Annotated in this window: 24 protein-coding genes and 1 riboswitch; of the genes, 8 read left to right on the plus strand and 16 right to left on the minus strand. The window is 55.5% G+C overall.

The annotated features are described in order from the left end of the window. Nucleotides 1–4: 4 nt before the first annotated feature. From V5T82_RS13220 to V5T82_RS13235, 4 genes are all read right to left on the minus strand, one after another. Entirely contained in the window at nucleotides 5–349 is a 345-nt protein-coding gene (locus V5T82_RS13220; RefSeq protein WP_332896126.1) for a hypothetical protein, read from the minus strand. 21 nt (nucleotides 350–370) lie between these two features. Next, nucleotides 371–997: a CoA pyrophosphatase gene (locus V5T82_RS13225; RefSeq protein ID WP_332896127.1), complete on the minus strand. Its 627-nt coding sequence runs from the start codon at nucleotides 995–997 to the stop codon at nucleotides 371–373. 19 nt (nucleotides 998–1,016) lie between these two features. Further along, nucleotides 1,017–1,601, minus strand: coding sequence for a DUF1285 domain-containing protein (locus tag V5T82_RS13230; protein ID WP_332896128.1), 585 nt, complete (start codon nucleotides 1,599–1,601; stop codon nucleotides 1,017–1,019). A gap of 120 nt (nucleotides 1,602–1,721) precedes the next feature. Further along, entirely contained in the window at nucleotides 1,722–2,639 is a 918-nt protein-coding gene (locus tag V5T82_RS13235; RefSeq protein WP_332896129.1) for a LysR family transcriptional regulator, read from the minus strand. A gap of 108 nt (nucleotides 2,640–2,747) precedes the next feature. Here V5T82_RS13235 and V5T82_RS13240 point away from each other — a divergent pair, with 108 nt between their 5' ends. The 5 genes from V5T82_RS13240 (at nucleotide 2,748) to V5T82_RS13260 (ending at nucleotide 6,472) form a co-directional block, all read left to right on the plus strand. Then, on the plus strand, nucleotides 2,748–3,458 hold the full coding sequence (locus V5T82_RS13240) for a pirin family protein (RefSeq protein ID WP_332896130.1): 711 nt from the start codon (nucleotides 2,748–2,750) through the stop codon (nucleotides 3,456–3,458). An 89-nt stretch (nucleotides 3,459–3,547) separates the two neighbouring features. Continuing rightward, entirely contained in the window at nucleotides 3,548–3,967 is a 420-nt protein-coding gene (locus tag V5T82_RS13245; RefSeq protein ID WP_332896131.1) for an OsmC family protein, read from the plus strand. Then, complete coding sequence (locus V5T82_RS13250) at nucleotides 3,939–4,643, plus strand: hypothetical protein (protein WP_332896132.1); 705 nt, start codon at nucleotides 3,939–3,941, stop codon at nucleotides 4,641–4,643. The genes V5T82_RS13245 and V5T82_RS13250 overlap by 29 nt, the downstream gene beginning before the upstream one ends. Nucleotides 4,644–4,719: 76 nt before the next feature. Then, the gene (locus V5T82_RS13255; RefSeq protein ID WP_332896133.1) at nucleotides 4,720–5,091 is read left to right on the plus strand and encodes a hypothetical protein; all 372 of its coding nucleotides are present in this window, start codon (nucleotides 4,720–4,722) and stop codon (nucleotides 5,089–5,091) included. Between the two features lie 205 nt (nucleotides 5,092–5,296). After that, nucleotides 5,297–6,472, plus strand: coding sequence for a GGDEF domain-containing protein (locus tag V5T82_RS13260; protein WP_332896134.1), 1,176 nt, complete (start codon nucleotides 5,297–5,299; stop codon nucleotides 6,470–6,472). A 15-nt stretch (nucleotides 6,473–6,487) separates the two neighbouring features. On the opposite strand, the gene V5T82_RS13265 is transcribed toward V5T82_RS13260, so the two are convergent. The 10 genes from V5T82_RS13265 to V5T82_RS13310 form a co-directional block, all read right to left on the minus strand. Beyond that, the gene (locus V5T82_RS13265) at nucleotides 6,488–6,934 is read right to left on the minus strand and encodes a MarR family winged helix-turn-helix transcriptional regulator (protein WP_332896135.1); all 447 of its coding nucleotides are present in this window, start codon (nucleotides 6,932–6,934) and stop codon (nucleotides 6,488–6,490) included. A gap of 6 nt (nucleotides 6,935–6,940) precedes the next feature. Further along, a complete protein-coding gene (locus V5T82_RS13270; protein ID WP_332896136.1) occupies nucleotides 6,941–8,083 on the minus strand; it encodes an Acg family FMN-binding oxidoreductase in 1,143 nt (380 codons plus the stop codon). 109 nt (nucleotides 8,084–8,192) lie between these two features. Further along, a complete protein-coding gene (locus tag V5T82_RS13275; RefSeq protein WP_332896137.1) occupies nucleotides 8,193–10,040 on the minus strand; it encodes a bacteriohemerythrin in 1,848 nt (615 codons plus the stop codon). Nucleotides 10,041–10,348: 308 nt separating this feature from the next. Continuing rightward, nucleotides 10,349–11,920 carry an aminomethyl-transferring glycine dehydrogenase subunit GcvPB gene (gene gcvPB, locus V5T82_RS13280; RefSeq protein ID WP_332896138.1) on the minus strand — a complete coding sequence of 524 codons (1,572 nt, stop codon included), beginning with the start codon at nucleotides 11,918–11,920 and terminating at the stop codon, nucleotides 10,349–10,351. After that, nucleotides 11,920–13,272: an aminomethyl-transferring glycine dehydrogenase subunit GcvPA gene (gcvPA, locus tag V5T82_RS13285; protein ID WP_332896139.1), complete on the minus strand. Its 1,353-nt coding sequence runs from the start codon at nucleotides 13,270–13,272 to the stop codon at nucleotides 11,920–11,922. Before gcvPA ends, gcvPB begins: the two co-directional genes overlap by 1 nt. Before the next feature lie 30 nt (nucleotides 13,273–13,302). Further along, complete coding sequence (gene gcvH / locus V5T82_RS13290) at nucleotides 13,303–13,677, minus strand: glycine cleavage system protein GcvH (RefSeq protein WP_332896140.1); 375 nt, start codon at nucleotides 13,675–13,677, stop codon at nucleotides 13,303–13,305. 28 nt (nucleotides 13,678–13,705) lie between these two features. Beyond that, nucleotides 13,706–14,803, minus strand: a complete 1,098-nt coding sequence (gcvT, locus tag V5T82_RS13295; protein ID WP_332896141.1) for a glycine cleavage system aminomethyltransferase GcvT — start codon at nucleotides 14,801–14,803, stop codon at nucleotides 13,706–13,708. Between the two features lie 154 nt (nucleotides 14,804–14,957). Beyond that, nucleotides 14,958–15,051: riboswitch (glycine riboswitch) on the minus strand. Between the two features lie 133 nt (nucleotides 15,052–15,184). Then, nucleotides 15,185–15,751, minus strand: a complete 567-nt coding sequence (locus V5T82_RS13300; protein ID WP_332896142.1) for a hypothetical protein — start codon at nucleotides 15,749–15,751, stop codon at nucleotides 15,185–15,187. A 39-nt stretch (nucleotides 15,752–15,790) separates the two neighbouring features. Continuing rightward, on the minus strand, nucleotides 15,791–16,030 hold the full coding sequence (locus V5T82_RS13305) for a CDGSH iron-sulfur domain-containing protein (RefSeq protein WP_332896143.1): 240 nt from the start codon (nucleotides 16,028–16,030) through the stop codon (nucleotides 15,791–15,793). 97 nt (nucleotides 16,031–16,127) lie between these two features. After that, complete coding sequence (locus V5T82_RS13310; protein ID WP_332896144.1) at nucleotides 16,128–17,957, minus strand: peptidoglycan-binding domain-containing protein; 1,830 nt, start codon at nucleotides 17,955–17,957, stop codon at nucleotides 16,128–16,130. A 113-nt stretch (nucleotides 17,958–18,070) separates the two neighbouring features. Between V5T82_RS13310 and V5T82_RS13315 the strand changes: the two genes are divergently transcribed. Beyond that, on the plus strand, nucleotides 18,071–19,033 hold the full coding sequence (locus V5T82_RS13315; RefSeq protein ID WP_332896145.1) for a homoserine kinase: 963 nt from the start codon (nucleotides 18,071–18,073) through the stop codon (nucleotides 19,031–19,033). Next, a complete protein-coding gene (rnhA, locus tag V5T82_RS13320) occupies nucleotides 19,033–19,494 on the plus strand; it encodes a ribonuclease HI (protein WP_332896146.1) in 462 nt (153 codons plus the stop codon). Before V5T82_RS13315 ends, rnhA begins: the two co-directional genes overlap by 1 nt. Before the next feature lie 237 nt (nucleotides 19,495–19,731). On the opposite strand, the gene V5T82_RS13325 is transcribed toward rnhA, so the two are convergent. Continuing rightward, nucleotides 19,732–20,223 carry a peroxiredoxin gene (locus tag V5T82_RS13325; RefSeq protein ID WP_332896147.1) on the minus strand — a complete coding sequence of 164 codons (492 nt, stop codon included), beginning with the start codon at nucleotides 20,221–20,223 and terminating at the stop codon, nucleotides 19,732–19,734. Nucleotides 20,224–20,296: 73 nt separating this feature from the next. Further along, entirely contained in the window at nucleotides 20,297–22,465 is a 2,169-nt protein-coding gene (locus tag V5T82_RS13330; protein WP_332896148.1) for a protein-disulfide reductase DsbD family protein, read from the minus strand. Nucleotides 22,466–22,645: 180 nt separating this feature from the next. Between V5T82_RS13330 and V5T82_RS13335 the strand changes: the two genes are divergently transcribed. After that, nucleotides 22,646–23,224 carry a YqgE/AlgH family protein gene (locus V5T82_RS13335; protein WP_332896149.1) on the plus strand — a complete coding sequence of 193 codons (579 nt, stop codon included), beginning with the start codon at nucleotides 22,646–22,648 and terminating at the stop codon, nucleotides 23,222–23,224. Nucleotides 23,225–23,273 lie beyond the last annotated feature (49 nt).

The raw sequence follows: 23,273 nt of genomic DNA on the forward strand, positions 1-23,273 counted from the left end.
TGATCTAGTTTTGGGGTTTGGCTTTGTCGGCGGGGACAAACTGTCCGGGGACAATGGTGTCGCCTTCCATGTGTGGAGGCTGATACACGCTGTCTTCGGGGTTCTTCGGACTGAAAAAGACCGAGATCAGCAAGCTCACGACCAAAAGTCCCACCCCTGCCAAGATCAGGCGGAACCAAGGTGTTTTGATGTCGTAGTCTTCGGGCTCGGTGTGGTCGCCCTCAGTGCCTTCGGCTTTGGCCTTGGCGCGGTTGTCGCGGACTTTTTTCGTGACCCAGGCGGTCCAGATCAAATACATGATCGTCGGCAGGGCCAGCGGCAATACATATGTCAAAACGATGCGTAACATCTTTTTTCCTTCGGGCCCCGTTTATGCCGGGGCCTCACTGGGTTGAGTGTGCACCAAGGTTTGGTAGAGGTCCATAATCATCCCTGCCGTGGCGCCCCAGATAAAATAGTCGCGATAGGGCATGGCGTAAAAATAGCGTTTCCCGCCTTCAAACTCACGTTCATGGCGGTGGTGGTTGGCGGGGTCCAATAAAAAGGTCAACGGCACTTCGAAGACTTCGGCCACTTCGTGGGGGTCCGGGGTCAGGTCAAACGTCGGGCGGATCATGGCAACCACGGGCACGACTTCGAAGCCCGTGCGTGTGACGTAGGTGTCCAGGCGTCCGACGATGTCGATGTGCTCGGCAGTGATGCCGACTTCTTCTTCGGTTTCGCGCAAAGCGGTGGCGATGGCGTCAACGTCGCCGGGGTCGACATGACCGCCGGGGAAACTCACTTGACCGGGGTGATGCTCCAGATGGTCCGTGCGCCGGGTCAATAGCAACGTCACGCCTTCGTCGCGTTCAACCAGACCGACCAAGACGGCGGCCGGTTTTAAGGGCTTGTCGGGACGGTAGTCGGGGTTGAGATCGTGATCGCCGCGTTCAGGTGAACGTTCGGACGTGGATAACCGTTCAACGATCCAGTTGCGATCGATATTTATCGCCAAGGGCAGGGCTCCATATATGTTACGCGTCAGTTTCGCGCATGGACCCCAGTGGAAAAAAAGAGCCGGAACTCCACACGCCGAAAATCAGTTCGTCATCTAAATCCATTTCCACGCCGTGTTCGACCAGTTCGTAATAAACGGACCGTTCAAGGCGGGCCTCAATGTTGCCGGGCAAAACCACGTATGGGGTCATTTCCCCCGTGAGCGGCGACGGCTTCATTAAGATCGGACTATTTTCGGACACTGTGACCATTTTGTCCACGTTGGTGCAAAAGCTGATGGTTGTTTCTTCGCCTGCGCCGCTGGTGAACATCTCGGTGATGACGAACGGGCTGTCTTCGACTTCAATGCAGCCCATTTCGGTGGGCGTCACCAGCCAGTATGACCCGTCGTCGGCGCGCAAAAGTGTGGATGCGAACAGGCACACCATTTCTTTGCGGTTGATTGCGGTACCGTTGTAAAACCAAGCCCCGGACCGGTCGATGTGGATGTCCAATTCGCCACAGTAGTTGCGTCCTTCCAAAGGAACCGGAAGGTCCAGTGGCGGTTCGCTGATTTGTGCGGTTGTCGGAAATTCACCTGTGTTGAGTGCGCTTCTACCCATAAGCTTTCGTCGCCCCTGTTATTCGTGGGTCCCCTGAATATCCCCATCATCAGTGAAGATATAGGTACGCCTCTTAGGCGAATACAAAAGAAAAAAGTCAAAAAATCGATATTTTTTTTGTCACGGAGCTTCGCTGACATCTTCCCAATCGGGGGTGTGGCGCATCCACTCCACCAGATAATCGACAAAGGCGCGCACTTTGGGCGATAAGTTGCGGCTGGACGGATAGACTGCGTAAATCCCCAAGGGATCGGTCGAATAGTCTTCCAGCGCGGTTTCCAATTCTCCCTTACGCAGGGCATTGCTGACGATGAAGGCGGGACCGTAAAAAATGCCGATGCCTTGTTGGGCGGCGGCGCGGATCACCACGTCGTTGTTGGTGGTGAGGTTGCCGTGCATCTTCACACTGAGCGGTTTCCCCTTGTCTTGGAAGTGCCATTCACCCGGTGTGGAGAGAAACGAATAGATGATGCCCGTGTGTTCAGACAGCTCGGACGGATGGTTGGGCTTGCCGCGTCTTTCCCAATAACTGGGGGCGGCGCACAGGGTGATGTTGACCGGGGCCAAACGGCGCGCGATCAGGCTGGAATCTTTAAGTTTCGAAATGCGAATCGCCAGATCAAAGCCTTCGTCCACCAAATTCACCAAACGGTCGGAAAATTCGATGTCCAATTCGACCAGAGGATAGCGTTCGACAAAACACGCCAGGGCATTTGACAGGTGCATGGCGCCAAAGGTATGCGGCGCGCTGATGCGCAGCTTGCCACGGGGCTCAGCCGTGGACGGCGAAACGGCGTCTTCGGCGTCTTCCAAATCCTCCAGGATTTGTCGCGCACGATCGACATAGATGCGCCCCTCATCCGTCAAGTTGAGCTTGCGCGTGGTCCGGTGCAATAGACGCACGTTCAAATGGTCTTCCAAGGCTGCGACTTGTTTCGACAAGGTCGCCTTGGATGTCCCCAATGCGCGCGCGGCCCCGGAAAAGCTGCCTTTATCCACGGTGGTGATAAAGGCCCGCATGGCGGAGAATGTATCCATGGTATCTGTTTCCTATTTTGAAACAGTATTGTGCCTTTTGTGTGGATTGTCCATATCTAGGTGACCGCTTATCTTGTAGGTTAAGACAACGCCTGAAAGGAGAGCGCTATGATCACCGTATCGACCTTGAACGATTTTGGACACCAAGACCACGGCTGGCTCAAAGCCGTGCACCATTTCAGCTTTGCCGATTACTTCGACCCCGATCGCATGGGCTTTGGTCCCTTGCGCGTGTGGAACGATGATCAAATCAAGGGTGGCACGGGCTTTCCCCTTCATCCTCACCGGGACATGGAAATCGTCACCTACATCCGCAAAGGCGCGGTTAGTCATGAAGACAACTTGGGCAACCAAGGCCGAACGGCGGCGGGCCAAGTCCAGGTCATGAGCGCGGGCACCGGCATTCGCCACTCGGAATACAATATGGAAGACGAAGATTTGGATCTGTTTCAAATCTGGGTGCACCCCAACAAACAAGGCCACGCGCCGCGTTGGGACCAGCGGGACTTCGACCGTCATCACGCCTCTCACGGATTTGTGACGCTGGTGTCCGGGCGCGGTGGGCAAGAACTGGACGGGGCACTGTTCATTCATGCCGACGCTGCGTTCAAGGCTGCTATTTTAGAAGACGGTGAAGAAACCGAGGTCTCCCTGGAAGACGGTCGCTTAGCCTATGTGGTTCCGGCGCGGGGCAGCATTGAAATCAACGGCGTGAAGGTGCCCGAGCGGGGCTCGGCCGCGATCAGTGCCGAGACGCTTCTGCACATCAAAGCCAAGGGTGAGGTCGAAGTGGTTTTGTTCGATTTGCCGTCACAATAAAGCGTCAGATTTGCCTGCTTTCGGTCCGGGTTGGTGGTATGCTCTCGCCAACCCGGATTTGTTTTGATGAAACGAAGGATCAAGCCCAAATGAAAGCTGAAGTGAAGTGGCTGGGAAAACGTGCCTTTGAAGGAACACCCGACAGCGGCCACAGTGTGATTATGGACAGCTCGCCGGACTTCGGTGGGGAAGATCGCGGTGTGCGCCCGATGGAATTGATGATGATGGGCATGGGCGGATGCACGTCCATCGATGTGATGAACATCTTGGAAAAATCCCGCCAAGACGTGACCGACTGCGTCGCTGAAATCACGGCGGAACGGGCCGACACCGAACCCAAAGTCTTTGTCAAAATGCATGTGCATTTTAAAGTCACGGGCCGGGGAATTGACCCCAAGCGTGTTGAGCGCGCCATTGCGTTGTCGGCGGAAAAATACTGCTCGGCCTCGATCATGTTGAGCAAAACTGCGGAGATTACCCATGACTTCGAAATTATCGAAGCCGACTAAGGTTCTGGGTGCGCTCGCACTGGTGGTGGGGCTGGTGGGCTGTGAGGCCATGGGCCCCACAGAAAATCCGTTTGAGCGCAAGTTCCAGTGGTTCTCTTATCTAGAGGGTGAAGACTTTCAAAATACCTGTGCCGCCCTCCCGTCTAGCCGATATCGCATGGTCTACAACGGGGTCTACACGGAACAAATACGCACCTATGATTTGGATGGTGAAGGCGCGATGCGTATTCAAGTCATTGGCGGCGAAAATTTGCGAGAGCTGGAGCTCTCGTCTCCTTCCGACCTCTTGAACCCTTGGCGCGGGAAAACGGTGAACTTCCAACTGGACGCGGATGAGGTCACGGCCATTGTGGACGCGTTGGACCAAGACGGCGTTTTCGGACCACCTGCGGACGGTTTGGAGCTGTCGTCGAAGGGGTTCTTTTGGACCATCGCGGCGTGTCATGGGGGGCAGTATCGCTTCACCGGCGTGACGTGGCCCTCAGCCCAGTGGGATGCGCTTCGCTTCGATGATGTCTTATTTGACGTTGACCTCTCACAAATCCCTGTGAATCCCCCCCGCAAAACCGATTTGCGCCGTGATCTCGGCACAGGTGTCAATGAAGCTTCTGACATCGAATTTCACACCAAAGTGGGAAAGCGTGGCTTAGTGAAGCTGTCGGACCTGTTCCAATAGGACTTGGCTGTCGGCGGTCAAAGCCGTTACACTCAAAACAACGTCAACCGTTCAACCAGAAATTAGGTGAACCTCAATGCCCTACGTGATGAAAAATGCAGAAGGCCGCATCATCGCCGTTCTGAGTGAAGAAGCCGAAGGCTCTGAATTTATCAGTGCCAATGACCGTCAGCTTGGGTCTTTTTTGTCCCAAGAGAGCCCGGAGAAACGCGCACAACGCGAATTGATGGAATCGGACATGGGTCTGATTCGTGTGTTCGAGGATTTGGTGAACGTCCTCATTGAGCGCGGTGTCATCATGTTCAACGATTTCCCCGAAGCCGCGCAGAACAAATTGTTGGCACGCAGTGGCTTGCGCAAAGAATTTTCTTATGTGGATGAATTATTCAATCCCGAAGAAGAAGAATTTTTGCCGCCCCCGGATGATGAGGGCGACGGGTTCTTATAGGATTTATTTCAGTTAAGTGTCAGCTTCTTGTCAGGTTCGTTACGCTCATTCAAAACTACGCCTTACTAAATCTTAGAAAACGCGCACATCTTCAATACGTTATTTCCAAAAATTGTGATGGCTGGGTAGGTTGACCCGGGCTCGTGGCATTTGGCATTATCCCCTTTGGCGCCTGTTGCAACCTTAAGCTCTGATCGAAACCACAATGCAAATTCACCGCTTCCTTAAAGAACTCAACGTTTCTTGGGACCAAGCCTATCACTTGTTGATCGCCACGCCCCATTCGCCGTATCTGCGTCGTCACCGCGTCAGTTACATCATTGGGCGTGTTCAGTTGGTGTCTTTCTTGTTTGCGATTTTTATTCCGCTCTGGTCAATCATTGACTTCTTCGTCTTCCCCTATCCCCAATGGGTGATGTTGACGGGCATGCGGCTTGTTTCGGGCGGCGTGTTTTTGTTGCTGGCTTGGCCATGGAAGATCGAGCCTTCGGCGCGCAATGCCTTTGGTATGATGGTGGTCATGTTGTTGGGCCCGCCGGTGTTTTATCTGGCGACGCTGCCCATGTTCAACACCGTCGAGCTGTCCATGATGGGGCAAATCGTCTATCAGCTTTATGCTTTGCTGCCGTTCATCGTGTTGGCGGGTTTGAGCGTCTTTCCGCTCACCGTGGTTGAAACGCTGCTGTTCGGCATTCCGTTTTTACTGCTGACGGCCTATGGCGCGTCCCTGAGTGAGACATTTTCGTGGGACACTTACATCGGCACGCTTTGGCTGGCGATGCTGATTTTGGCGGTGTCTCTGTTTGCCGGCATTTCTCAGCTGCGCTACATGATCACACTGGTGGCGCAATCGAGCCTCGATCCGCTGACGGGGTGCTTTACGCGGCGAAGCGGTTCGGAAATCATCGATATGCAGTTCCGCGTGTCGATCCGCCAACATGCTTCGTTCACCATCATTTTCTTCGATCTGGATCACTTTAAATCCATCAACGACACCTACGGCCACGACGAAGGCGACAAGACTTTGGTGATGTTTGCGTCGAACTTGCAGAGTTTATTGCGTGGTTCGGACGTCATCGTGCGCTGGGGCGGCGAAGAATTTTTGGCTGTTCTGCCCAACACCGATATGGAGGGCACCCGCCTGGTGGTGCAACGCATTGTCGACAATTGGTTGGGCGAACGCCCCGACGATCACAAGCTCACCGCCAGCATTGGTGTGGCCGAGCGCACCGCCGACGGCCTGGAAGATTGGCCCGAATTGGTGGAGCTGTCGGACAAACGCATGTATGAAGCCAAGAAAACCGGCCGTGCCCGTGCCTTGATGCCGGGCGATGAGATCATCGCAGATGAAAACGTCGTGCTGCCGCCGTCGGGACGCTAAGTCGCCGGATCACGTTTAGCGGTTCGTGTCGAGGTGCTTTCGTATTTTTTCCAAAGTGGGCAAAGTGCTTTTGAGCTCTGATTGCGGCACGACCGATGACAGCTCGGCGATCAACGGTGCTAGGCGTTGCACACAGAGGCTGCGCATGGCGTGGCCTTCTTCGGTGATGCTAACCAGCTTCCCGCGACCGTCGTTCGGGTCTTGGCCGACCTTTACAAAACCACGTGCCTCCAATTTCTGAACGGTATTCGTCATAGCGCCTTTGGTGAGTTGGAAGGCGGTGGCGAGGCGCAGGGGGCTCCATTCCCCCCCAAGACGCACCAAATGGTTCAGGACTGCGAACTGCGACATGCGAAGGTCGTCGGGAAGGTTGCGTTCCAACTGGTTTCGCGCCAGCTGTTCGATGATTCCCACTTCGGTGAGCAGGCGGAATATGTCCGGGTCTTGGGGTGTCTTCGTCAAAGAAAATTACCTTAGTCGTTCGGTAAGGGACCAGCGTGGTGCCGGACCAACGGGCTTTGCGTAGCCAAGCCGTGCAAGCATTTGAACGGTTTGTCCTGGCTTTTCGGTGAGAAGCGCATGGGCCTTGGCATAATGGACTTTCATTTCGGGGTATTCCTGTAACGCTTGGCTCATGGGCTGCATGGCTAGATTAGCATTCGTTGCCGCCAGGGCCAAACGCATGTATGCGCGACCGGCCAGGATTTGGTCTGTGCGGGTATTGTCGGCGGTGTTGATCCAGGCAAATCCCATCGACGACATTGCGGCTTCTGCCGTTATGTCGAGGGCAGATTGAAACGCGCTGGAATTTGGATCGGTAAGACTTTCGCGCGAAAGAACCCCAAACACACCAAGTGTGTCGAGCAAGGGGCCGCCTAAGCTGATGCCGTCAGGGTTGGCTTCGATTTCAGCGCGTCCGATTCTCATGAGTTTGACGCTTTCCATGTGAGCCGCAGGGGTTTTCATTTCGGCAAACATGGCATCGCGGGTCAGGGTTCTGAGGCTTTGTAAAAGTGGCTCATCCTGAATTGCTGCAATCAGCACACCCGTCGAGGCAGATCTGCGCAACGCCTTAAGTGCCTCTGTGGAGATGGCTTTGTGCGTATCGTATACATTGCGATTGGTGTGGCGCTTCAAAATGGCACCAAACAACGGGTCCGGGGATAGCGCGGGTGTTTTATGCAAGGACAAGCGTGCGATTGGCCGCTGGTCGAGAACCTCACTGTTTTCGCCTTCGGGAAACAGTGAGATGTCCGCCGTGTAGCCTTGTTCCCGCGCAGCCAAAACAAAACCTTCCAAAAAGCAGCCCAAGCCGATCACGATTTGGCGGCTAAAGGGGTCCGTTGCGGGAAGAAGCCGGTCGAGATCGCAGCTCAATACGGCCTCTGTCTCACTTTTTAGATCAACCAGCCACGGCTGGCGGTTGTGAGGATTGGGGGCCAAAATCGCATAGGACAGCGAGCGGCGCATGGGATCGGGGTAGAGCTTTCCGGCGTCTTCCCAAGCTTGAAGAACATCAGATGGGGCGCGGGTCGCGGCAAAGCCGAGGCCGCCGGCAGCAACGATGACACTGGCAGATCCTGCGATTTTCAAAAATTTTCGTCTGTTCATGATGGCCCACTCCTGTCGATGAATAAGGTTTAGCATTAAACTAAATATATAGTTCAATATTAAACCAGTCAACGGATTCTTTTTATCCCATAGGTGGGCGGGCGTTGATCTATTCAGCGATGCCTTTGTATTTCGACAAGCTCTGCATAGCCTCTGCATTTCGGCTTTCAAAAAAATTCTTATAAGCCATATCGACTTTGAGGATGTGGTTATACCACCAGTCGATCAGATACGCGTAAGCCTCTGCGCCATCCCACTTGGAAGGGGCGCTATCTTGCATGTCTTTTTGCTGCGCAACCCAACGTCTAAATTCATCGTGTTTCGACTTATGGTCTTTAAACGCTGGATAATCCATCGATAACATGGTGGCTTCTTCGGAATTAAAATGGACGTTTATATAGTGTCTTAGATCGTCGAAGATGTTGGTTATTGTTTCGTGGGAATTGCGTTGGAAGATAGCCTCATGAAGTTTCGAAATTGTAGAGAGAAGCACGCGATGGTCTTCATCCCAGACCTCGACCCCCACGGTCATAGATGGCAGCCATGAAACTGTTTTCGTGACTTCACGGGTATGGCTTTCACGTGTCAGTAGTTCCTCGTCATTGCTTGTGGGCAAGGTGAACGTCACTTTCGTTCCATGGCCCACTTCACTTTCCACGAAAAAGCTACCCCCCTGAATTTCAGCAAAGCCCTTGCTCAGGGGAAGCCCAAGCCCTGTGCCTTCATGGGATCGTCCTTTTGCTCTTTCGACTTGTCTGAAAGGTTCCAGTGCACGTTCTAATTCCTGTGCATTCATGCCAATGCCAGTGTCGGTCACTTGTACGCAGAGCATGCCATCCGCAATGTCTGCGGACACCTTCACGGTGCCGCCTTCGGGTGTAAATTTAATTGAATTGGTCAGCAGGTTTATGAGGATTTGTTTGGTGATCATCTCATCGGCGAGAATCATGGGAAGTTCGGCTGATACCTCTGATGTAACGGTTACGTTTTGCTGATTGGCCCGGCCCTTGACCAATGTCATCGCCGCCTCAACTAAGTCGATGAGGGATGCCAAATTGAGGTTCGGCTTGAATTCACCAGCTTCTATCTTCGACAAATCCAGAACTTGATTGATCAAGCTCAAAAGATGCTTGCCGCTTTCGTTGATGTCTGCTGAATATTCGGAATAATTGGCCGGTTGTATCGGACCCAGAACTTCATTTCTCATCATGTCCGAGAATCCGATAATGGCGTTTAACGGGGTCCTGAGTTCATGGCTCATGTTCGCCAAAAACACCGACTTTGCCCGGCTGTGCAACTCGGCGTCTTCTTTTTCTCTTAGCAATTTTTTACGATTGCTGATGTCAACGAGTGTCCCCACGAGCCGAACCGGCGTGTCATCTTCGTTAACGGCAAAGCCCCGGGCGAGAACCGTCACGCACGAGCCGTTCTTATGGCGCATCTGGAATTCGGTATCAAAAGTATCGGAAACCGCATTCAGATAATTGCGCACCTCTTGCATGACACGATCTTTATCATCGGGATTTACCAGTTGTTCCCAGGTGTCTAAGGATGGGCGCAGTTCATCAGAGCTATACCCCAACATGCCAGCCCAACGTGGAGAGTAATAGACGTGATTGTTTGTGAGGTTCCAGTCCCACAAACCATCATTGGCCCCCTGCATGGCCAAAGAAAATCGCTCTTCACTTCTTGATAACTCTTCAAGAAGTCGATCCTTTTCCTTGGCGCGTTTGATGATTTGGCGTTGTGTTTCAAAGACAAAAAGGATCACAAGTCCGAATACGAACCCCAACAAAAGGCCGAGCGCGCCCGGAATGTCGTATTCTCGAAGCGGTAATTCTCCACTGTGTTGGAGTGTCGCAACACCGGCGACGAACACCATGCCCAAAATTGAGCTTAGGACCAGTTTCCCCGCGTTACGAGCTGCTACGCTGCGAACCTTTTGAAAAGCGTTCATAATTATCCCAGCTAGAGGATAGATCGTACACGGTGCTGAAAGCCCTCGGTGACGATCTCGAATGGTTGTGGCATTTATATATCAATCGTTCCCACCCACCATCAGAGGTGAGCGGGTCTATCAATTTTGGGAGGGGTATGTCCCTCTTCTTCTTCCACTCATAAATTCGAATGAGTTTATATGACATATCCATAACGAAGGTAGTAATATGTGCGCACACAGATGTTGGGTTGGCGCCAAAACAAAAGTGCGGCCAACTCGACAGCTGGCCGCACTTTAAAATTGGCCGAGGCCACAACGTCAGTATTTTATTCAGCCGCTTTGGCCTGGGGTTCCAGCGGGCTCCAACGCAAGACGGGTTTGCGCGCTGCCGCCGTTTCGTCCAAACGCCGGCGCGGGGTGAGCACAGGGGCGTTTTTAAACATGTCCGCTTCACCCGCTTTGGCCTTAGCCGTCAGTTCGCGCAAGGTGTGGATGTAGAGGTCTAGTGTTTCTTTGGACTCGCTTTCGGTGGGTTCCATCAGCAACGCGCCGTGCACCACCAGCGGGAAGTACATGGTCATGGGGTGGAAACCCTCGTCGATCATGGCCTTGGCAAAGTCCAAAGTGGTGACGCCTGTGTCTTTCAAGAACGCATCGTCGAACAGAACTTCGTGCATGCACATGCCGTCGAACGACACGCTCATGATGTCTTGCAGTTCTGCGCGCAGGTAGTTGGCGTTCAACACGGCATCGGTCGAGGCCTGACGCAATCCGTCCGCACCGTGGCTCAACATAAAGGCCAGCGCGCGAATGAACACACCCATTTGGCCGTGGTTGCCCTTGAGCCGCCCAAATGGTTTGGCGTCCGAGTCCGCCTCGTGCTCAACCATATTGTAGCCGTCTTCGTCGTGGATGACGTACGGCACGGGGGCAAAGGGGGCCAAGGCTTCGGACAGCACCACCGGACCGGCACCCGGACCACCGCCGCCGTGGGGGGTGGAGAAGGTCTTGTGCAGGTTCAAGTGCATGCAGTCGATGCCCAAATCCCCCGGTCGCACGCGCCCGACGATGGCGTTGAAGTTTGCGCCGTCGCAATAGAAATAACCGCCTGCATCGTGAATGGCTTCGGCGATTTCGATCACGTCATTTTCAAACAAACCACAGGTGTTGGGGTTGGTGAGCATGATACCCGCCACGTCGTCGCCCAGCTTGGCTTTGAACGCTTCGATGTCCACGCGGCCTTGTTCGGTGGCGGGGATGGAATCGACGCTAAACCCACACGCAGCTGCGGTGGCGGGGTTGGTGCCGTGGGCACTTTCGGGAACCAAGACACGTTTGCGGGTGTCGGCTTCGCCGCGGTCTTGGATGGCGGCTTTGATGGCCATCATACCGCACAGCTCACCATGCGCACCCGCAGCCGGGCTCATGGCCACGGCGGGCATGCCGCACATGACTTTGATCCAGTGCGCCAAGGTGTCGATGAGTTCCAACGCACCTTGCACGGTGCTGATGGGTTGCAGCGGGTGAAGATCGCCCAGCCCCGCCATGCGCGCGACCTTTTCATTGACGCGCGGATTGTGCTTCATGGTGCACGAGCCCAGCGGATAAAAACCGGAATCAATGCCGTAGTTTTTTTGGCTCAAACGGGTGTAGTGGCGCACCACTTGCGGTTCGGACAAACCGGGCCAGCCGACGGTGTCTTTGCGGCGCAAACCGCCTAAGCGGTCATCGCTGACGTGCACGTCTTCGAAGTCCACGCCCGTGCGGCCATCTTCGCCCATTTCGAAAATGAGCGGTTCGGCGAACTCCAAACCCTTGGAGCCGGAAATGGTTTGGGTTGCGGGCGCTTGGCTACCGCCTTGGGGGACGTTCGAGCGACCTTGCGATTGATCAGCCATTAGAGAACCTCCTTCAATGCGGAAACAAGCGTGTCCATATCCGCGTCCGAGTTGGTTTCGGTGCAAGCGACGATCATCATGTTGGCGAAGTCGTCACGGTCAGGGAACAGGCGTTGCAGCGGTATGCCACCCAAGATGCCCTTTTGCGCCAAAGCTTCGACGACGTCAGAGGCGTCTTTGGACAGCTTCACCGTGAATTCGTTGAAGAACGTTTCGTTCATCACCTCGACACCGTCGATGGCCGCTAACTGGTCGGCTAACTTACAGGCGTTGGCATGATTGACCCGGGCCAGACGATTGAGGCCGCCTTCCCCCAATAGCGATGCGTGGATGGTAAAGGCCAACGCGCACAGACCTGAGTTGGTGCAAATGTTCGACGTGGCCTTTTCCCGGCGAATGTGTTGTTCGCGGGTCGATAGGGTCAAGACCCAGCCGCGCTGGCCTTCGACGTCCAAAGTTTCACCCGCCACACGCCCCGGCATTTGCCGCACGAGTTTTGAGCGCGTGGCGAACAAGCCGACATAAGGCCCGCCGTAGCTCAGCGCATTGCCGATGGATTGGCCTTCCGCAGCGACGATGTCCGCACCTTGGTTGCCTGGGGCTTCCAACAGACCCAGTGAAACAACCTCCGTCGTCACCGCCACCAACAGCGCGCCTTTTTTATGGGCCGCTTCGGCGATGGGGCGTAGATCAATGACGCGCCCGAACACGTCCGGGGTTTGCACCACAACGCACGAAGTCTTGTCATCAATCAGATCAATGACGCTTTCAGGTAGGGCCGGATGGGTCGGGTCTGAATCCGGGTGGACCAATTCGATGTCTAAGAACTTTGCGCTGGTCTTGGTCACGTCGAAATAATGCGGATGCAGACCGCCTGCCAACACTGCGCGATTGCGCCGCGTGGCGCGACCCGCCATCAACACGGCTTCGGCCGTGGCCGTTGCCCCGTCGTACATGGACGCGTTGGACACTTCCATGCCCGTCAGCATGGCGACCTGGGTTTGGAATTCGTACAGATATTGCAGCGTGCCTTGAGAGACCTCTGGCTGGTAGGGGGTATACGCTGTCAAGAACTCACCGCGCTGGATCATGTAGTCCACACTGGACGGCACATGGTGGCGATAAGCCCCTGCACCCAAAAACGTCGGGGCGCATCCGGGGGAAAGGTTCTTGGTGGCGAAGTTGGAGAACGTCTTTTCAACGTCCATCTCACCCGCATAGGACGGCAGGTCCACGGGCTCGGCCAGCAAGGCCTTGGCAGGTACATCGCAGTAGAGATCTTCGACCGTATCCGCGCCGATGCTTTTGAGCATGGCTTGGCGGTCTTCGTCAGTGTGCGGCAAATAACGCATCACGAATTCCTTGTTTAAGTATGGGAGAGCTTAGTCGAGCCCGTCCACGTAGGCTTTGTATTCGGCTTCATTTTTCAAACCGTCCAGTTGAGAGGGCTCGGACATTTTGATTTTGAAAAACCAGCCGTCACCTCCCGTGTCGCCGGACACGGCTGCCGGGTCGTCAGCGATGGCCCCGTTGCCGTCGACCACATCCCCCGCCACGGGGGCGTAGACTTCGGACGCGGCTTTGACGGATTCCACAACAGCCGCTTCTTCACCTTGCATGACGGTGCGGCCGGCTTCGGGAACTTCGATGAAGACGAGATCGCCCAGTTGCTGTAGCGCATAATCCGTGATGCCCACGGTGGCGACGTCACCGTCAACGCTGATCCATTCATGATCGTCCGTAAAAAGTACACTCATTGTTTTGGTCCCTTAGTCTCAAAGAAAATTAGGTTTTATAGCTTTTGTCGGTGAACGGCATTTTGACGACTTTGGCCGCCAACGCTTTGCCGCGCACAATCAAGTTCACAGGCGTGCCGGGCTCGGCAAATGCGGTTTGCACATAGCCCATGGCGACCGGGCCGCCCACCGACGGGCCGAAGCCGCCGCTGGTGATGGTGCCAATGGTGTTGCCGTCGGTGTCTTGGACCTCTGTGCCTTCGCGGGCCGGGGCACGGCCTTCGGGCAGGATGCCGACGCGCAAACGTTCGGTGCCGTCGTTCAACTGGCTCATGAGGATGTCATAGCCCGGAAAGCCGCCTTGTTCGCGGCGGCGCTTGTTCACCACCCATTTGAGATCGGCCTCAATCGGCGTGGTTTCGGTGGTGATGTCGTGACCGTAGAGGCATAGGCCTGCTTCCAAACGCAGGCTGTCGCGCGATCCCAGTCCAGCGGCTTCGACTTCGGGCTGACCCAGTAAGAGCTTCGCGAAATCTTCGGCCTGGTCGGACGGCACTGAGATTTCAAAACCGTCCTCGCCGGTGTAGCCCGACCGGGTGACGAAGCACTCAATCCCTTGGATGGATACGACCCGGAAGTTCATGAACTTCATGTCTTCGGTATCGGGCGCCAAGCGTGCCAAAACGTCGCCCGCTTTGGGGCCTTGAAGCGCCAACAGCGCGCGGTCGGTGAGGATTTGCAGATCGGCTTTGCCGGCCGTGCCCGCTTCGATGTGGGCGAAGTCTTGGTCTTTACAGGCTGCGTTGACGACCAGATACAGACCGCCTTCGATGCGCGTGGCCATCAAGTCGTCCAGGATGCCGCCTTGGTCGTTGAGCAACACGGTGTAGCGGGTTTTGCCCTCGGCCATGACTTGATAGTCGCCGGGCACCAGGGTTTCGAACGCTTCGATGGCGTTCTCACCTTTCAAGAACGCTTGGCCCATATGTGACACGTCGAACAGGGCAGCGCCTTCGCGGGTGTGCAGATGTTCTTTGAGAATTCCGGCTGGATATTGCACAGGCATGTCATAGCCCGCAAACGGGACCATCTTGGCGCCCAGTTCGCGATGCAAGGCATCCAACGGTGTTTTGTGTAGATCTGACATACTCAGGTCCCTTTTACAGTAGCTGGCAGTCACCAAACCCACATGGGTAAAAGTGCTGCCCCACTCTGTCTTGGAACCTGAAAGATTCCCCGAAAAGCTCGGGTTACATCTTCGGTGAGAAATCGGTTCTCCGACTTCTGCTTTCCAGAGCCTCGTCGCCATCACGGTCCGTTTGCCTGAGAGATTCCGGGGCGGTTGCTCCTTCGGCGCTGCCAATTAAACGCGGCAGTCTCTCCCGTGGCGGCATAAATCGAGGTAACCAGTATTCGATTTTATCGCATAGCCCAGTTCGACCAGGCTGGCTTCATTGTATTGATCATACCCTCAACGTCAATGGGGGCTATCCACAGGTGGGTGGTTCAGCCCTCAATTCAAGGGAAATCAACGGTTTTTGAGCTGGTATTGAAGCTCGTCGCGGGTGAGCTTGAGACCTAGGTAGAATCGGTACGTTTGTCCCGTTTCTCCGGGTTTCAGCGCCAACGTAACTTCGTAGGGTTCGGTCCGTTGCCAAGCCAAACGCGGAACAGATGCGGTATAGGTCAAATCAACGCTGAAGGTATCGCGTTTGATGATGTTTTTGGACGAATCGGTCAATGCAATGAAGTATTCAAAGCTGGATTTGCCCTTGGCGTTGGCCGGGCCACGTTCAGACAGGATTTGGGGGGCAATCAAAACTGTGAGTTCAGCACTGCCGTCGTCTTCGTATTCATACTGGCAGGCGCCACCGAAACCGGTCATTTGCTCTTCATGCACGACATCGATGATGTCGCGGCCATTGCCGGGACGAAAGCGCGTGAGTTTTTCCGCACCACCCAAGATGCGGATTTCCGGACACGGCGGCGGCGGGCCTTCATCGGTAGCGCACGCAGCCAAGCCGAGAGCCATCAGCCCCAGTAAGCCAGCTTCTATGGTGCGTGTGAAGGCGCGTGTGAAGGTGCGTTTCGCCATGTCCCCAATGACCCCTATACGTGTGCGTAACCCCTCTGTTTAGAGGTTTTTGTGTTCTCCGTCGCAGACTGCCCCCTTTTTCGAAGCGCGGCAACCGCAGAAATACACATTGCCGGATTTTTCAGCGGTGTAGGGTTCGGGTTTGAAGTCTGTGCCCTTGTGCTTGCCATCGCAAAACGGCTGGTTTTCTGTGAGCCCACAGGTGCAATAGTAATAGGTCTTGCCTTCCTCGGCTTCGACGACATAGGGGGCTTTTTTGCTGCAGACGGGTGCGTCCATTTTGCTGTTCCTAGTTTCTTTTTGGGTCAGTTTTATGATTGATTGGCCGGGAATTTAGACAACTCGGACCGGGGATACAACCCGTGAGAATTTAGGGTCATTTGGGAACAGATGTTTGAGCCGTTTGTGCGGTTTGATCCATCAGGGTCGTCATGGTCGCCGCCACCTTGCTCAGGGCCCGGGCGCGCCCCCAGGGGTTTCGAATGGTTTTGGCTTCGTCCAAGGCAAGATTGAACACCGACCATGCACCATCGTTTTCCAAGCGCTTGGTTCGTTCAATGGCGATATCGCAGAGCATCCACACCCGGGAAAAAGGGCTTAAAATATCATCAGTGGCGGTATCGGCGGCGTCTTGAGCGCGGGTTGCGCCGGTTAAGTCTGCGGCGCGCCGGCGTTCATCGGCAATGGTCCAAAAGATATGCGCTTTGAGGCGTTCATCCGTGATCAGATGGGCCGCTTCGACGGATTGCTCGAACAAATCGGGGGCCTTAGCCGCGCTGATGGAGACGTCGTTGTACGCCAAAGAAATGCGCGAAAAGGCGTAGGCCTTGGCAAATGGGAATTTAATTTTAGCCGCGTCTTTTTTGGCTTTGACCAAGGTCTCACGGGCTTCGTCGATCAAACCTGCACCGCCTTGAAACGCGGCGATGCGCGCCAAGACCAAAGCGCGGTAGCGCACGGTTTCAATGCTGTCGGCCGTAATCAACGCCGCACTGGCTTCGCCCGATTGGGCAAGCCCCGTTGCTGCGGCGACCAAAACAGGGGTGTCGGCGGACCCGTTTTCAACGCGGCCCAAGACCTCCAAAGCTTTTTTGGCCATGCCGCTTTCGGCGTAGCTGGCCGCAATGTAGCGTAGCGCCTTGTCGGTCTCTTCCGTCGTCTTTAGGTCTGCAAGCAAGCGTTCGGCGGCTTCGATATGACGGATGGCTTGGGGTTCAAATCCGGCTTTGGCCAGTACGCCTGCGATGCGGGTGTAGAGCGATATTTGCGACAGCGCAGACGGGACGTTGTCCAAATACCTGCCCAATTGGTCTTCGGTCTGGGCCGGATCGAACTGCGGGTTTTCCTGGGCTTGGATTTCCGTGATGTGAATGTAGGCTTCGGCTTGTTTGTAGGCGTCCGGGATGATGTCGACGGCGGCCAGCGCATCTTCAAGCTCACCAGATTCGGCGCGCGCTTTGGCGATGTCGCGCAGGGCGACCATAATCAATCGGGGGTCGTGGATGCGCCGTGTTGTCGCCGTGGCGTCTTGCGCAAAACCGGAGCGCGCCTGGGCCGCGAGAATTTCACCCAAGGCCCAATCGCGCATTTCCGGCTTATCGATATCGCGGGCACTCGACGCCGCTTCGATCAGCAAACACCGTGGCTTGGGGTTCGCCATGCAGGCTTTCGTATTGGGTTCGCCAGTGCTGCTGCCCAGTTGGTCTTGTTCTTCGAGCAGGTTTCGCGTTTTGGGGTTGGCCAACAAGGCATCGCGGGCGCGTTCAATGGTGCGCGCGCGGGAATCTTCCAGGCGTTTGAGAAGCTTGTTGACCTGTCCGCCTGTGACCAAATCCCGGGCCAGATTTTCAGTGGCTTTGCCGTCCACCTTCAGGTCGGCGCTGGCTTGATAAGCGCGGATGGCGGCTTCGGTTTGCAGGCCCATACGTCCATCGATGGGGCCAAGGTAAAAGCCTTGGTTGGCGAGTTCTTCTTGGATGGTAAAGATATGGTTCTTTGCCGGGCCGGAGGGTGCTTGAGGCTCTGCACGCCGAATGTCGCCACCCGCAGCGGTTTCGAAACCAGCCAGCCCCCCAGAGGTCGGCGAGATGGCCGGTGAGAAGGTCGGCGAGAAGGTCGACACAGGCGCGTTCGCCGCCCACAAATGAGTGGCAGTGCACAGTATCCCGGTCATGATGAAAATGGCGACGGGCCCTTGTGGGCGCATTTTCGTTCCTTAAATTATTTTTGACGCCCTCATGAGTATCGCACGCAGGGGGGCTGTCCATAAAGTCATCATTGTGTTTTGATGTAAAAAATTAGTGAAGCAAGAGCACTTTAATGGCTGTTTATACGGAAATCTCCGACGATGATCTCAACGCTTTTGTCGCCCAGTACGACATTGGCGAAGTGTTGTCGTGCAAGGGCATTGCCGAAGGGGTGGAAAACTCAAACTATCTATTGGTGACGAGCCAAGCCCCGTTCATTTTGACGTTGTACGAAAAGCGCGTGGATCCGGACGACCTGCCGTTCTTTTTGGAGCTCACCGAACATTTATCCCGCGCCGGTGTGCCGTGTCCAACGCCTGTGCGGGCGCGTGACGGCGAAGCGTTGAGAGCACTTAGCGAACGCCCGGCCGCCATCGTCACGTTCTTAAACGGTATGTGGCCCAAGCGGGTGCAAAACCATCACTGCGCTGAGCTGGGCCGTGCCATGGCCGAGATGCATGTGGCAGCCTCTCGCTTTGAGAAGGGCCGCCCCAATACGCTCAGTGTCGACAACTGGCGGCCTTTGTTTGTGTCTTGCGACGGGCGCGGTGATGAAGTTCAGCCGGGCTTAAACGCTATCTTGTTGGCGGAGTTGGACGCGCTGGAGGCCAGCTGGCCCAAAGACTTGCCCCAAGGCATCATTCACGCGGATCTCTTTCCCGACAATGTGTTCTTTCGGGGAGAAACGCTCAGCGGACTGATCGATTTTTATTTCGCCTGCACAGATACTTTCATGTATGACGTGGCGATCTGTTTGAACGCGTGGTGCTTTGAGCGGGACGGCGATTTTAACGTTACCAAAGCGCGCAAAATGTTGGCGGCTTATAGCAAGGTGCGGCCCTTGAGCGGGTCTGAAATGAACGCACTGCCGATTTTGGCCCGTGGTGCCGCCATGCGCTTTTTGTTAACGCGTCTTTATGATTGGTTGAATACACCGGACACGGCTTTTGTCACGCGCAAGGACCCGTTGGAATATTTAAACAAGCTGCGCTTTCATCAAAGGGTCTCGGGCCCCGGCGCATATGGATTGGATTAATGGCTAAAGACATCGTTGAAATTTTTACGGACGGAGCGTGCTCCGGCAACCCCGGCCCCGGGGGCTGGGGCGTGGTCATGCGTTGGAACGATCACGAAAAAGAACTGTCCGATTTCGAAGCTGAGACCACCAACAACCGCATGGAACTGATGGCCGCCATTCGCGGGCTCGAACAGCTCAAACGCGACGTCGGCAAAGTGCGTCTCACCACCGACAGCACCTACGTGAAAGACGGCATCACCAAATGGATCTTCGGCTGGAAGAAAAACGGCTGGAAGACGGCAGCGAAGAAGCCCGTCAAAAACAAAGACCTGTGGATGCGGCTAGACGAAGCCCTGAAGGGCAAAGACGTCGAGTGGGACTGGGTCAAAGGCCACGCCGGACATCCGGAAAACGAACGCTGCGACGAACTGGCGCGGCTTGCGATTAAGCAGTACAGGGATGCTTATAGCCAAGACTGAATAGTGATTAGGTTGATGCCTTTGATGGAGGCGCTCTTTCGTTTTGGCACGGTGCATTCCGCCGCGCGATGTGGTTCATCGGGCAAGGGATGAGACATAGCCAAAACGAAAGAGCGCCCCACCGAAGGCCGCCTTTCTTTGCCCCGTGGCTTCGTTGATACACTTGGATGATGAACCACATCAGCCTGCGTGTCTCGCCTCGCCACAAGACAAAGAAAGGCGGTCAAAGGCGTCAACCTAATCACTATTCAGTCTAGACAACTGAACCGCTGCGCTGGAGATTTCGAACTGTTTCGGCTCTTCGCGGTCTAGGCTTTGCACCACGCCGTCTTTGACGATCATGGCGTAGCGGTCCGAGCGCACGCCCATGCCGCCGCCGGTCAAATCCAGTTCCAGGCCTAGCTTTTTCGTCAGTTCTGCAGAGCCGTCTGCAATCATGCGCACTTTGCCATCGACATTTTGGTGTTGGCCCCAGGCGGCCATGACGAAGGCATCGTTGACGGACAAGCAGACGATGTCGTCCACGCCTTTGGCTTTGAGTTGCTCGGACAGCTGAATATAGCCCGGCAGGTGTTGGGCAGAGCACGTCGGTGTATACGCGCCCGGCAAAGCGAACATCACAACGGTTTTCCCGCCAAACAAATCATCGGTAGAAACCGGTTCGGGGCCGTCGGGGCCCATTTCGAAAACGGTGGCTGTGGGGATTTTGTCGCCGGGTTGGATGCTCATCGGTGCGGTCCTTATCAAATCATAAACGCGTCCCTAATAAGTGGGACGCGTTTTCAATTGTGCAAGAGGCAGCTTAGCGTTTTGCGCCGACCGCCATGGCGCCACTGCCCGCTTTGTCCAGTGCCGAGATGACTTCCGATGTGCTCAACAGCTCGGGCAGCGCAATCCCGCCCGGCGCTCCGGGGCCGTAGACCGCGTTGAACGGAATGCCGTAACGCCCGAAGCTGGACAGATAGTTTGTAATCACCGTGCTGGGACGGGTCCAGTCGGCTTGCATGGCGACGGTGCCGGAACTTGTCAGGCGGTCATAGACGATGTCGTCACTGATCACGACGGCTTTGTTCACTTGGCAGGTGATGCACCACTCTGCCGTGACATCGACAAACACCACGCGCCCGGCGACGACGTGTTCGCGGATGGCGGCTTGGTCAAACGTCGTCCACAGGGCGTCGAGCTTGGGTTCGGATGCGGGTTCGGACGAGGTGGAGATGGTGTCCGGCACGCCAAATGCCAACACGGACAAGATCGCAACCGCGCCCCAATCCATGCGGCCATAGCGGTGATGCAGGCGTTTGTGGATAAAGAGCATGGCGGCGATCACGACCAAAATCGCGCCGATTAAGGCCGCGGCCAGTTGGCTCACCTGGATGGCTAAAATGCTCACCAACCACACGCCGGTGCCCGCGAGGGCAAAGCCTAAGATCCGGCGCAAGATGACCATCCAGCGTCCAGGCTTGGGCATCTTCGTGGCAAAGGCCGGGCGCAGCGCTACCAGCAAGTAGGGCAGGGCCAAGCCGACACCAAGGGCGGCGAAGATTGCTAAAATCTCAAACGTGCCGCGCGCCAAAGCAAAGCCCACGGCGGTGCCCAGGAAGGGTGCCGAGCACGGTGTCGCCAACAACGTCGCCAACGCACCCGTCATGAAGTGGCTGCCCAGGCCATGCACGTGGGTGGTGGGGGCGCCCAATTCGGACACGCCTTCGGGCAGGTGCACTTCAAAAAAGCCCCAGAGGTTACAGGCGAACAAGGTGACCACCAAGGCCATGGCGACCAAGAACCACGGGTGTTGGAACTGAATCCCCCAACCAATAGCAAGGCCCGCCGTTTTCAAAACAATGAGGGCGGCGGCCAGAACCAGGAACGAGGTGATGATGCCGGCAGCTGATGCTAAGAAGCTCATGCGCACGGTGCGGGTGTCGCTGCCGCCATGCCCGACCACGCCCAGCAGTTTGATTGATAGCACAGGCAGCACGCACGGCATTAAATTCAAAATCAAACCGCCCAACACGGCCAAGGCCAGCATGACCAACAGCGAAGGCCCCGCAGCGGGGGCTGCTTCCGGTTGAGCTTTTAGAAGTTGAGCGAGTTCTTGTGTTAGAGGCGCGGGCGTTGCGGAAAATTCAGCACCGCGCGGGGCATCGGCCAAGGTGACGGTGAACGCGCCTTGGTCCAGCGGAGCTTTGACGTATTTAAGCCCTTTGACCTCGATTTCCATCAACGCCGTTTTGCCGTCGCCGCTGAGGGTGAGGCTGGGTTCGCCGTAAGCCAAGCCTTCCGGTCCTTCGATGAACGCATCGGGATTGGTGAAGGCTTGGGCGGAGGACGCTTGGACGTAGAGCAGCGCTTGGTCTTCGGGGTTTTGGGGATCCCTTTGGAACTGAAGGGCTTCGAGCTCCAACCCCAATCCAGCGCCAACGCCCGGAACGGTGCTTTGATAACGGTTTATCAGGTGGGCTTCTTCGGACGGTGTTGCGGGCCCGGCGGGAAGTTGAAAGGTGATCTCAGCGTCATAGGGAATACAGATTTCGGCGCAGGCCAGGTAGCTGATCTGGGTGTTCAGCGCTAAGCCTTCTCCCGGTTGGTCGACCTCGACCGCCAGCGGCAGCACGACTTCTTTTTTGTAGCCCAGCGTTTCAAAGCCCAAGACCGAAAAGCGTTCGGGTAACGGCCAGAGAATTTCGGTGCTTGTGACGTTTAAGGACCCGTCCGTTTCCACATAGGGCGGAAATCCGGCGTCACCGGGCGAACGCCAATAAATCTTCCAATCGGGCTTGAGCTTGTAATGCAGGCCGAAGGTCAAACGCTTGGCCTCTCCCGCGCCGTCGGTTTGGGAAATGATGCGCAGTTCGGTGTGATCGGTTTTGATCCAATCGCTGGTCGCCGCAAAGGCTTCGCCGCTGAGGATCAGCAGGGTTCCCAAAAGCACGAGAGCGGGGCGGAAAAAGCGGTGCACGTGAATCATAGCCTCAGAGTTTATCGTTATTTTTTCAGAAGTTAAGCCCAGAACATGGCCGATTTGGGGCAAAACGCATTCGTCACATGAAATTGACGCAAGTTTGTAGCGGAAAAGGTCCTGGTTTATGCTTATATTTATGTTTGGAAGAGCCAACGCGATTTGGGACAAAAAAAGAACGGTGTCACTATGAACACAAAAATCCCCGAAGACCCGTATTTGGCCGGGCAACTTCTTCTCGCCATGCCGGGAATGGAAGACAGCCGCTTTACGCATTCGGTCATTTATGTCTGTGCGCACAATGGTGACGGCGCCATGGGATTGGTTATCAATCAACCCATGGAAGACTTTACCTTCGAAGATTTGATGGAGCAGCTCAACCTCGAGCAAACCAGCCACAAAGCCGACCCTATCATTGTGCAATCCGGTGGTCCGGTGGAGCAAGGCCGGGGATTTGTGCTGCACGGGTCGGACTATGTGCACGAAAGCACCATGGTGGTGAACGAAGACATATCGTTAACCGGCACCGTTGACATCTTGAAGGCCCTTGCAGATGGCACAGGCCCACAAGAGCACATTTTGGCATTGGGTTACGCCGGATGGGGACCGGGACAGTTGGACGAAGAAATCCTCGCCAACGGCTGGCTAACCGTGGATGCGGACACGGACATTTTGTTCAACACGGCGCTGGACAAAAAATGGCAAAGCGCCATGGCGAAGCTGGGCATCGATCTCAGCTTACTTAGTGAAAATGCCGGGCATGCTTGATCTATTTGGAAAGACACAAAAAAAACCCGCTCCGAAAGAGCGGGTTTTT

Origin of the sequence: Magnetovibrio sp. PR-2 (assembly GCF_036689815.1) — a bacterium.
Classification (GTDB): Bacteria; Pseudomonadota; Alphaproteobacteria; order Rhodospirillales; family Magnetovibrionaceae; genus Magnetovibrio.

Excerpts from the sequence above, each read along its gene's own strand:
- gcvH (WP_332896140.1), bottom strand. The coding sequence starts at position 13,677 with ATGAGTGTACTTTTTACGGACGATCATGAATGGATCAGCGTTGACGGT.
- V5T82_RS13230 (WP_332896128.1), bottom strand. The coding sequence starts at position 1,601 with ATGGGTAGAAGCGCACTCAACACAGGTGAATTTCCGACAACCGCACAA.
- V5T82_RS13250 (WP_332896132.1), top strand. The coding sequence starts at position 3,939 with ATGACTTCGAAATTATCGAAGCCGACTAAGGTTCTGGGTGCGCTCGCA.
- V5T82_RS13335 (WP_332896149.1), top strand. The coding sequence starts at position 22,646 with ATGAACACAAAAATCCCCGAAGACCCGTATTTGGCCGGGCAACTTCTT.
- V5T82_RS13270 (WP_332896136.1), bottom strand. The coding sequence starts at position 8,083 with ATGAACAGACGAAAATTTTTGAAAATCGCAGGATCTGCCAGTGTCATC.
- V5T82_RS13255 (WP_332896133.1), top strand. The coding sequence starts at position 4,720 with ATGCCCTACGTGATGAAAAATGCAGAAGGCCGCATCATCGCCGTTCTG.
- V5T82_RS13245 (WP_332896131.1), top strand. The coding sequence starts at position 3,548 with ATGAAAGCTGAAGTGAAGTGGCTGGGAAAACGTGCCTTTGAAGGAACA.
- V5T82_RS13305 (WP_332896143.1), bottom strand. The coding sequence starts at position 16,030 with ATGGACGCACCCGTCTGCAGCAAAAAAGCCCCCTATGTCGTCGAAGCC.
- rnhA (WP_332896146.1), top strand. The coding sequence starts at position 19,033 with ATGGCTAAAGACATCGTTGAAATTTTTACGGACGGAGCGTGCTCCGGC.
- gcvPA (WP_332896139.1), bottom strand. The coding sequence starts at position 13,272 with ATGCGTTATTTGCCGCACACTGACGAAGACCGCCAAGCCATGCTCAAA.
- V5T82_RS13300 (WP_332896142.1), bottom strand. The coding sequence starts at position 15,751 with ATGGCGAAACGCACCTTCACACGCGCCTTCACACGCACCATAGAAGCT.
- V5T82_RS13310 (WP_332896144.1), bottom strand. The coding sequence starts at position 17,957 with ATGCGCCCACAAGGGCCCGTCGCCATTTTCATCATGACCGGGATACTG.
- gcvT (WP_332896141.1), bottom strand. The coding sequence starts at position 14,803 with ATGTCAGATCTACACAAAACACCGTTGGATGCCTTGCATCGCGAACTG.
- V5T82_RS13235 (WP_332896129.1), bottom strand. The coding sequence starts at position 2,639 with ATGGATACATTCTCCGCCATGCGGGCCTTTATCACCACCGTGGATAAA.
- V5T82_RS13325 (WP_332896147.1), bottom strand. The coding sequence starts at position 20,223 with ATGAGCATCCAACCCGGCGACAAAATCCCCACAGCCACCGTTTTCGAA.
- gcvPB (WP_332896138.1), bottom strand. The coding sequence starts at position 11,920 with ATGGCTGATCAATCGCAAGGTCGCTCGAACGTCCCCCAAGGCGGTAGC.
- V5T82_RS13260 (WP_332896134.1), top strand. The coding sequence starts at position 5,297 with ATGCAAATTCACCGCTTCCTTAAAGAACTCAACGTTTCTTGGGACCAA.
- V5T82_RS13275 (WP_332896137.1), bottom strand. The coding sequence starts at position 10,040 with ATGAACGCTTTTCAAAAGGTTCGCAGCGTAGCAGCTCGTAACGCGGGG.
- V5T82_RS13330 (WP_332896148.1), bottom strand. The coding sequence starts at position 22,465 with ATGATTCACGTGCACCGCTTTTTCCGCCCCGCTCTCGTGCTTTTGGGA.
- V5T82_RS13315 (WP_332896145.1), top strand. The coding sequence starts at position 18,071 with ATGGCTGTTTATACGGAAATCTCCGACGATGATCTCAACGCTTTTGTC.
- V5T82_RS13240 (WP_332896130.1), top strand. The coding sequence starts at position 2,748 with ATGATCACCGTATCGACCTTGAACGATTTTGGACACCAAGACCACGGC.
- V5T82_RS13220 (WP_332896126.1), bottom strand. The coding sequence starts at position 349 with ATGTTACGCATCGTTTTGACATATGTATTGCCGCTGGCCCTGCCGACG.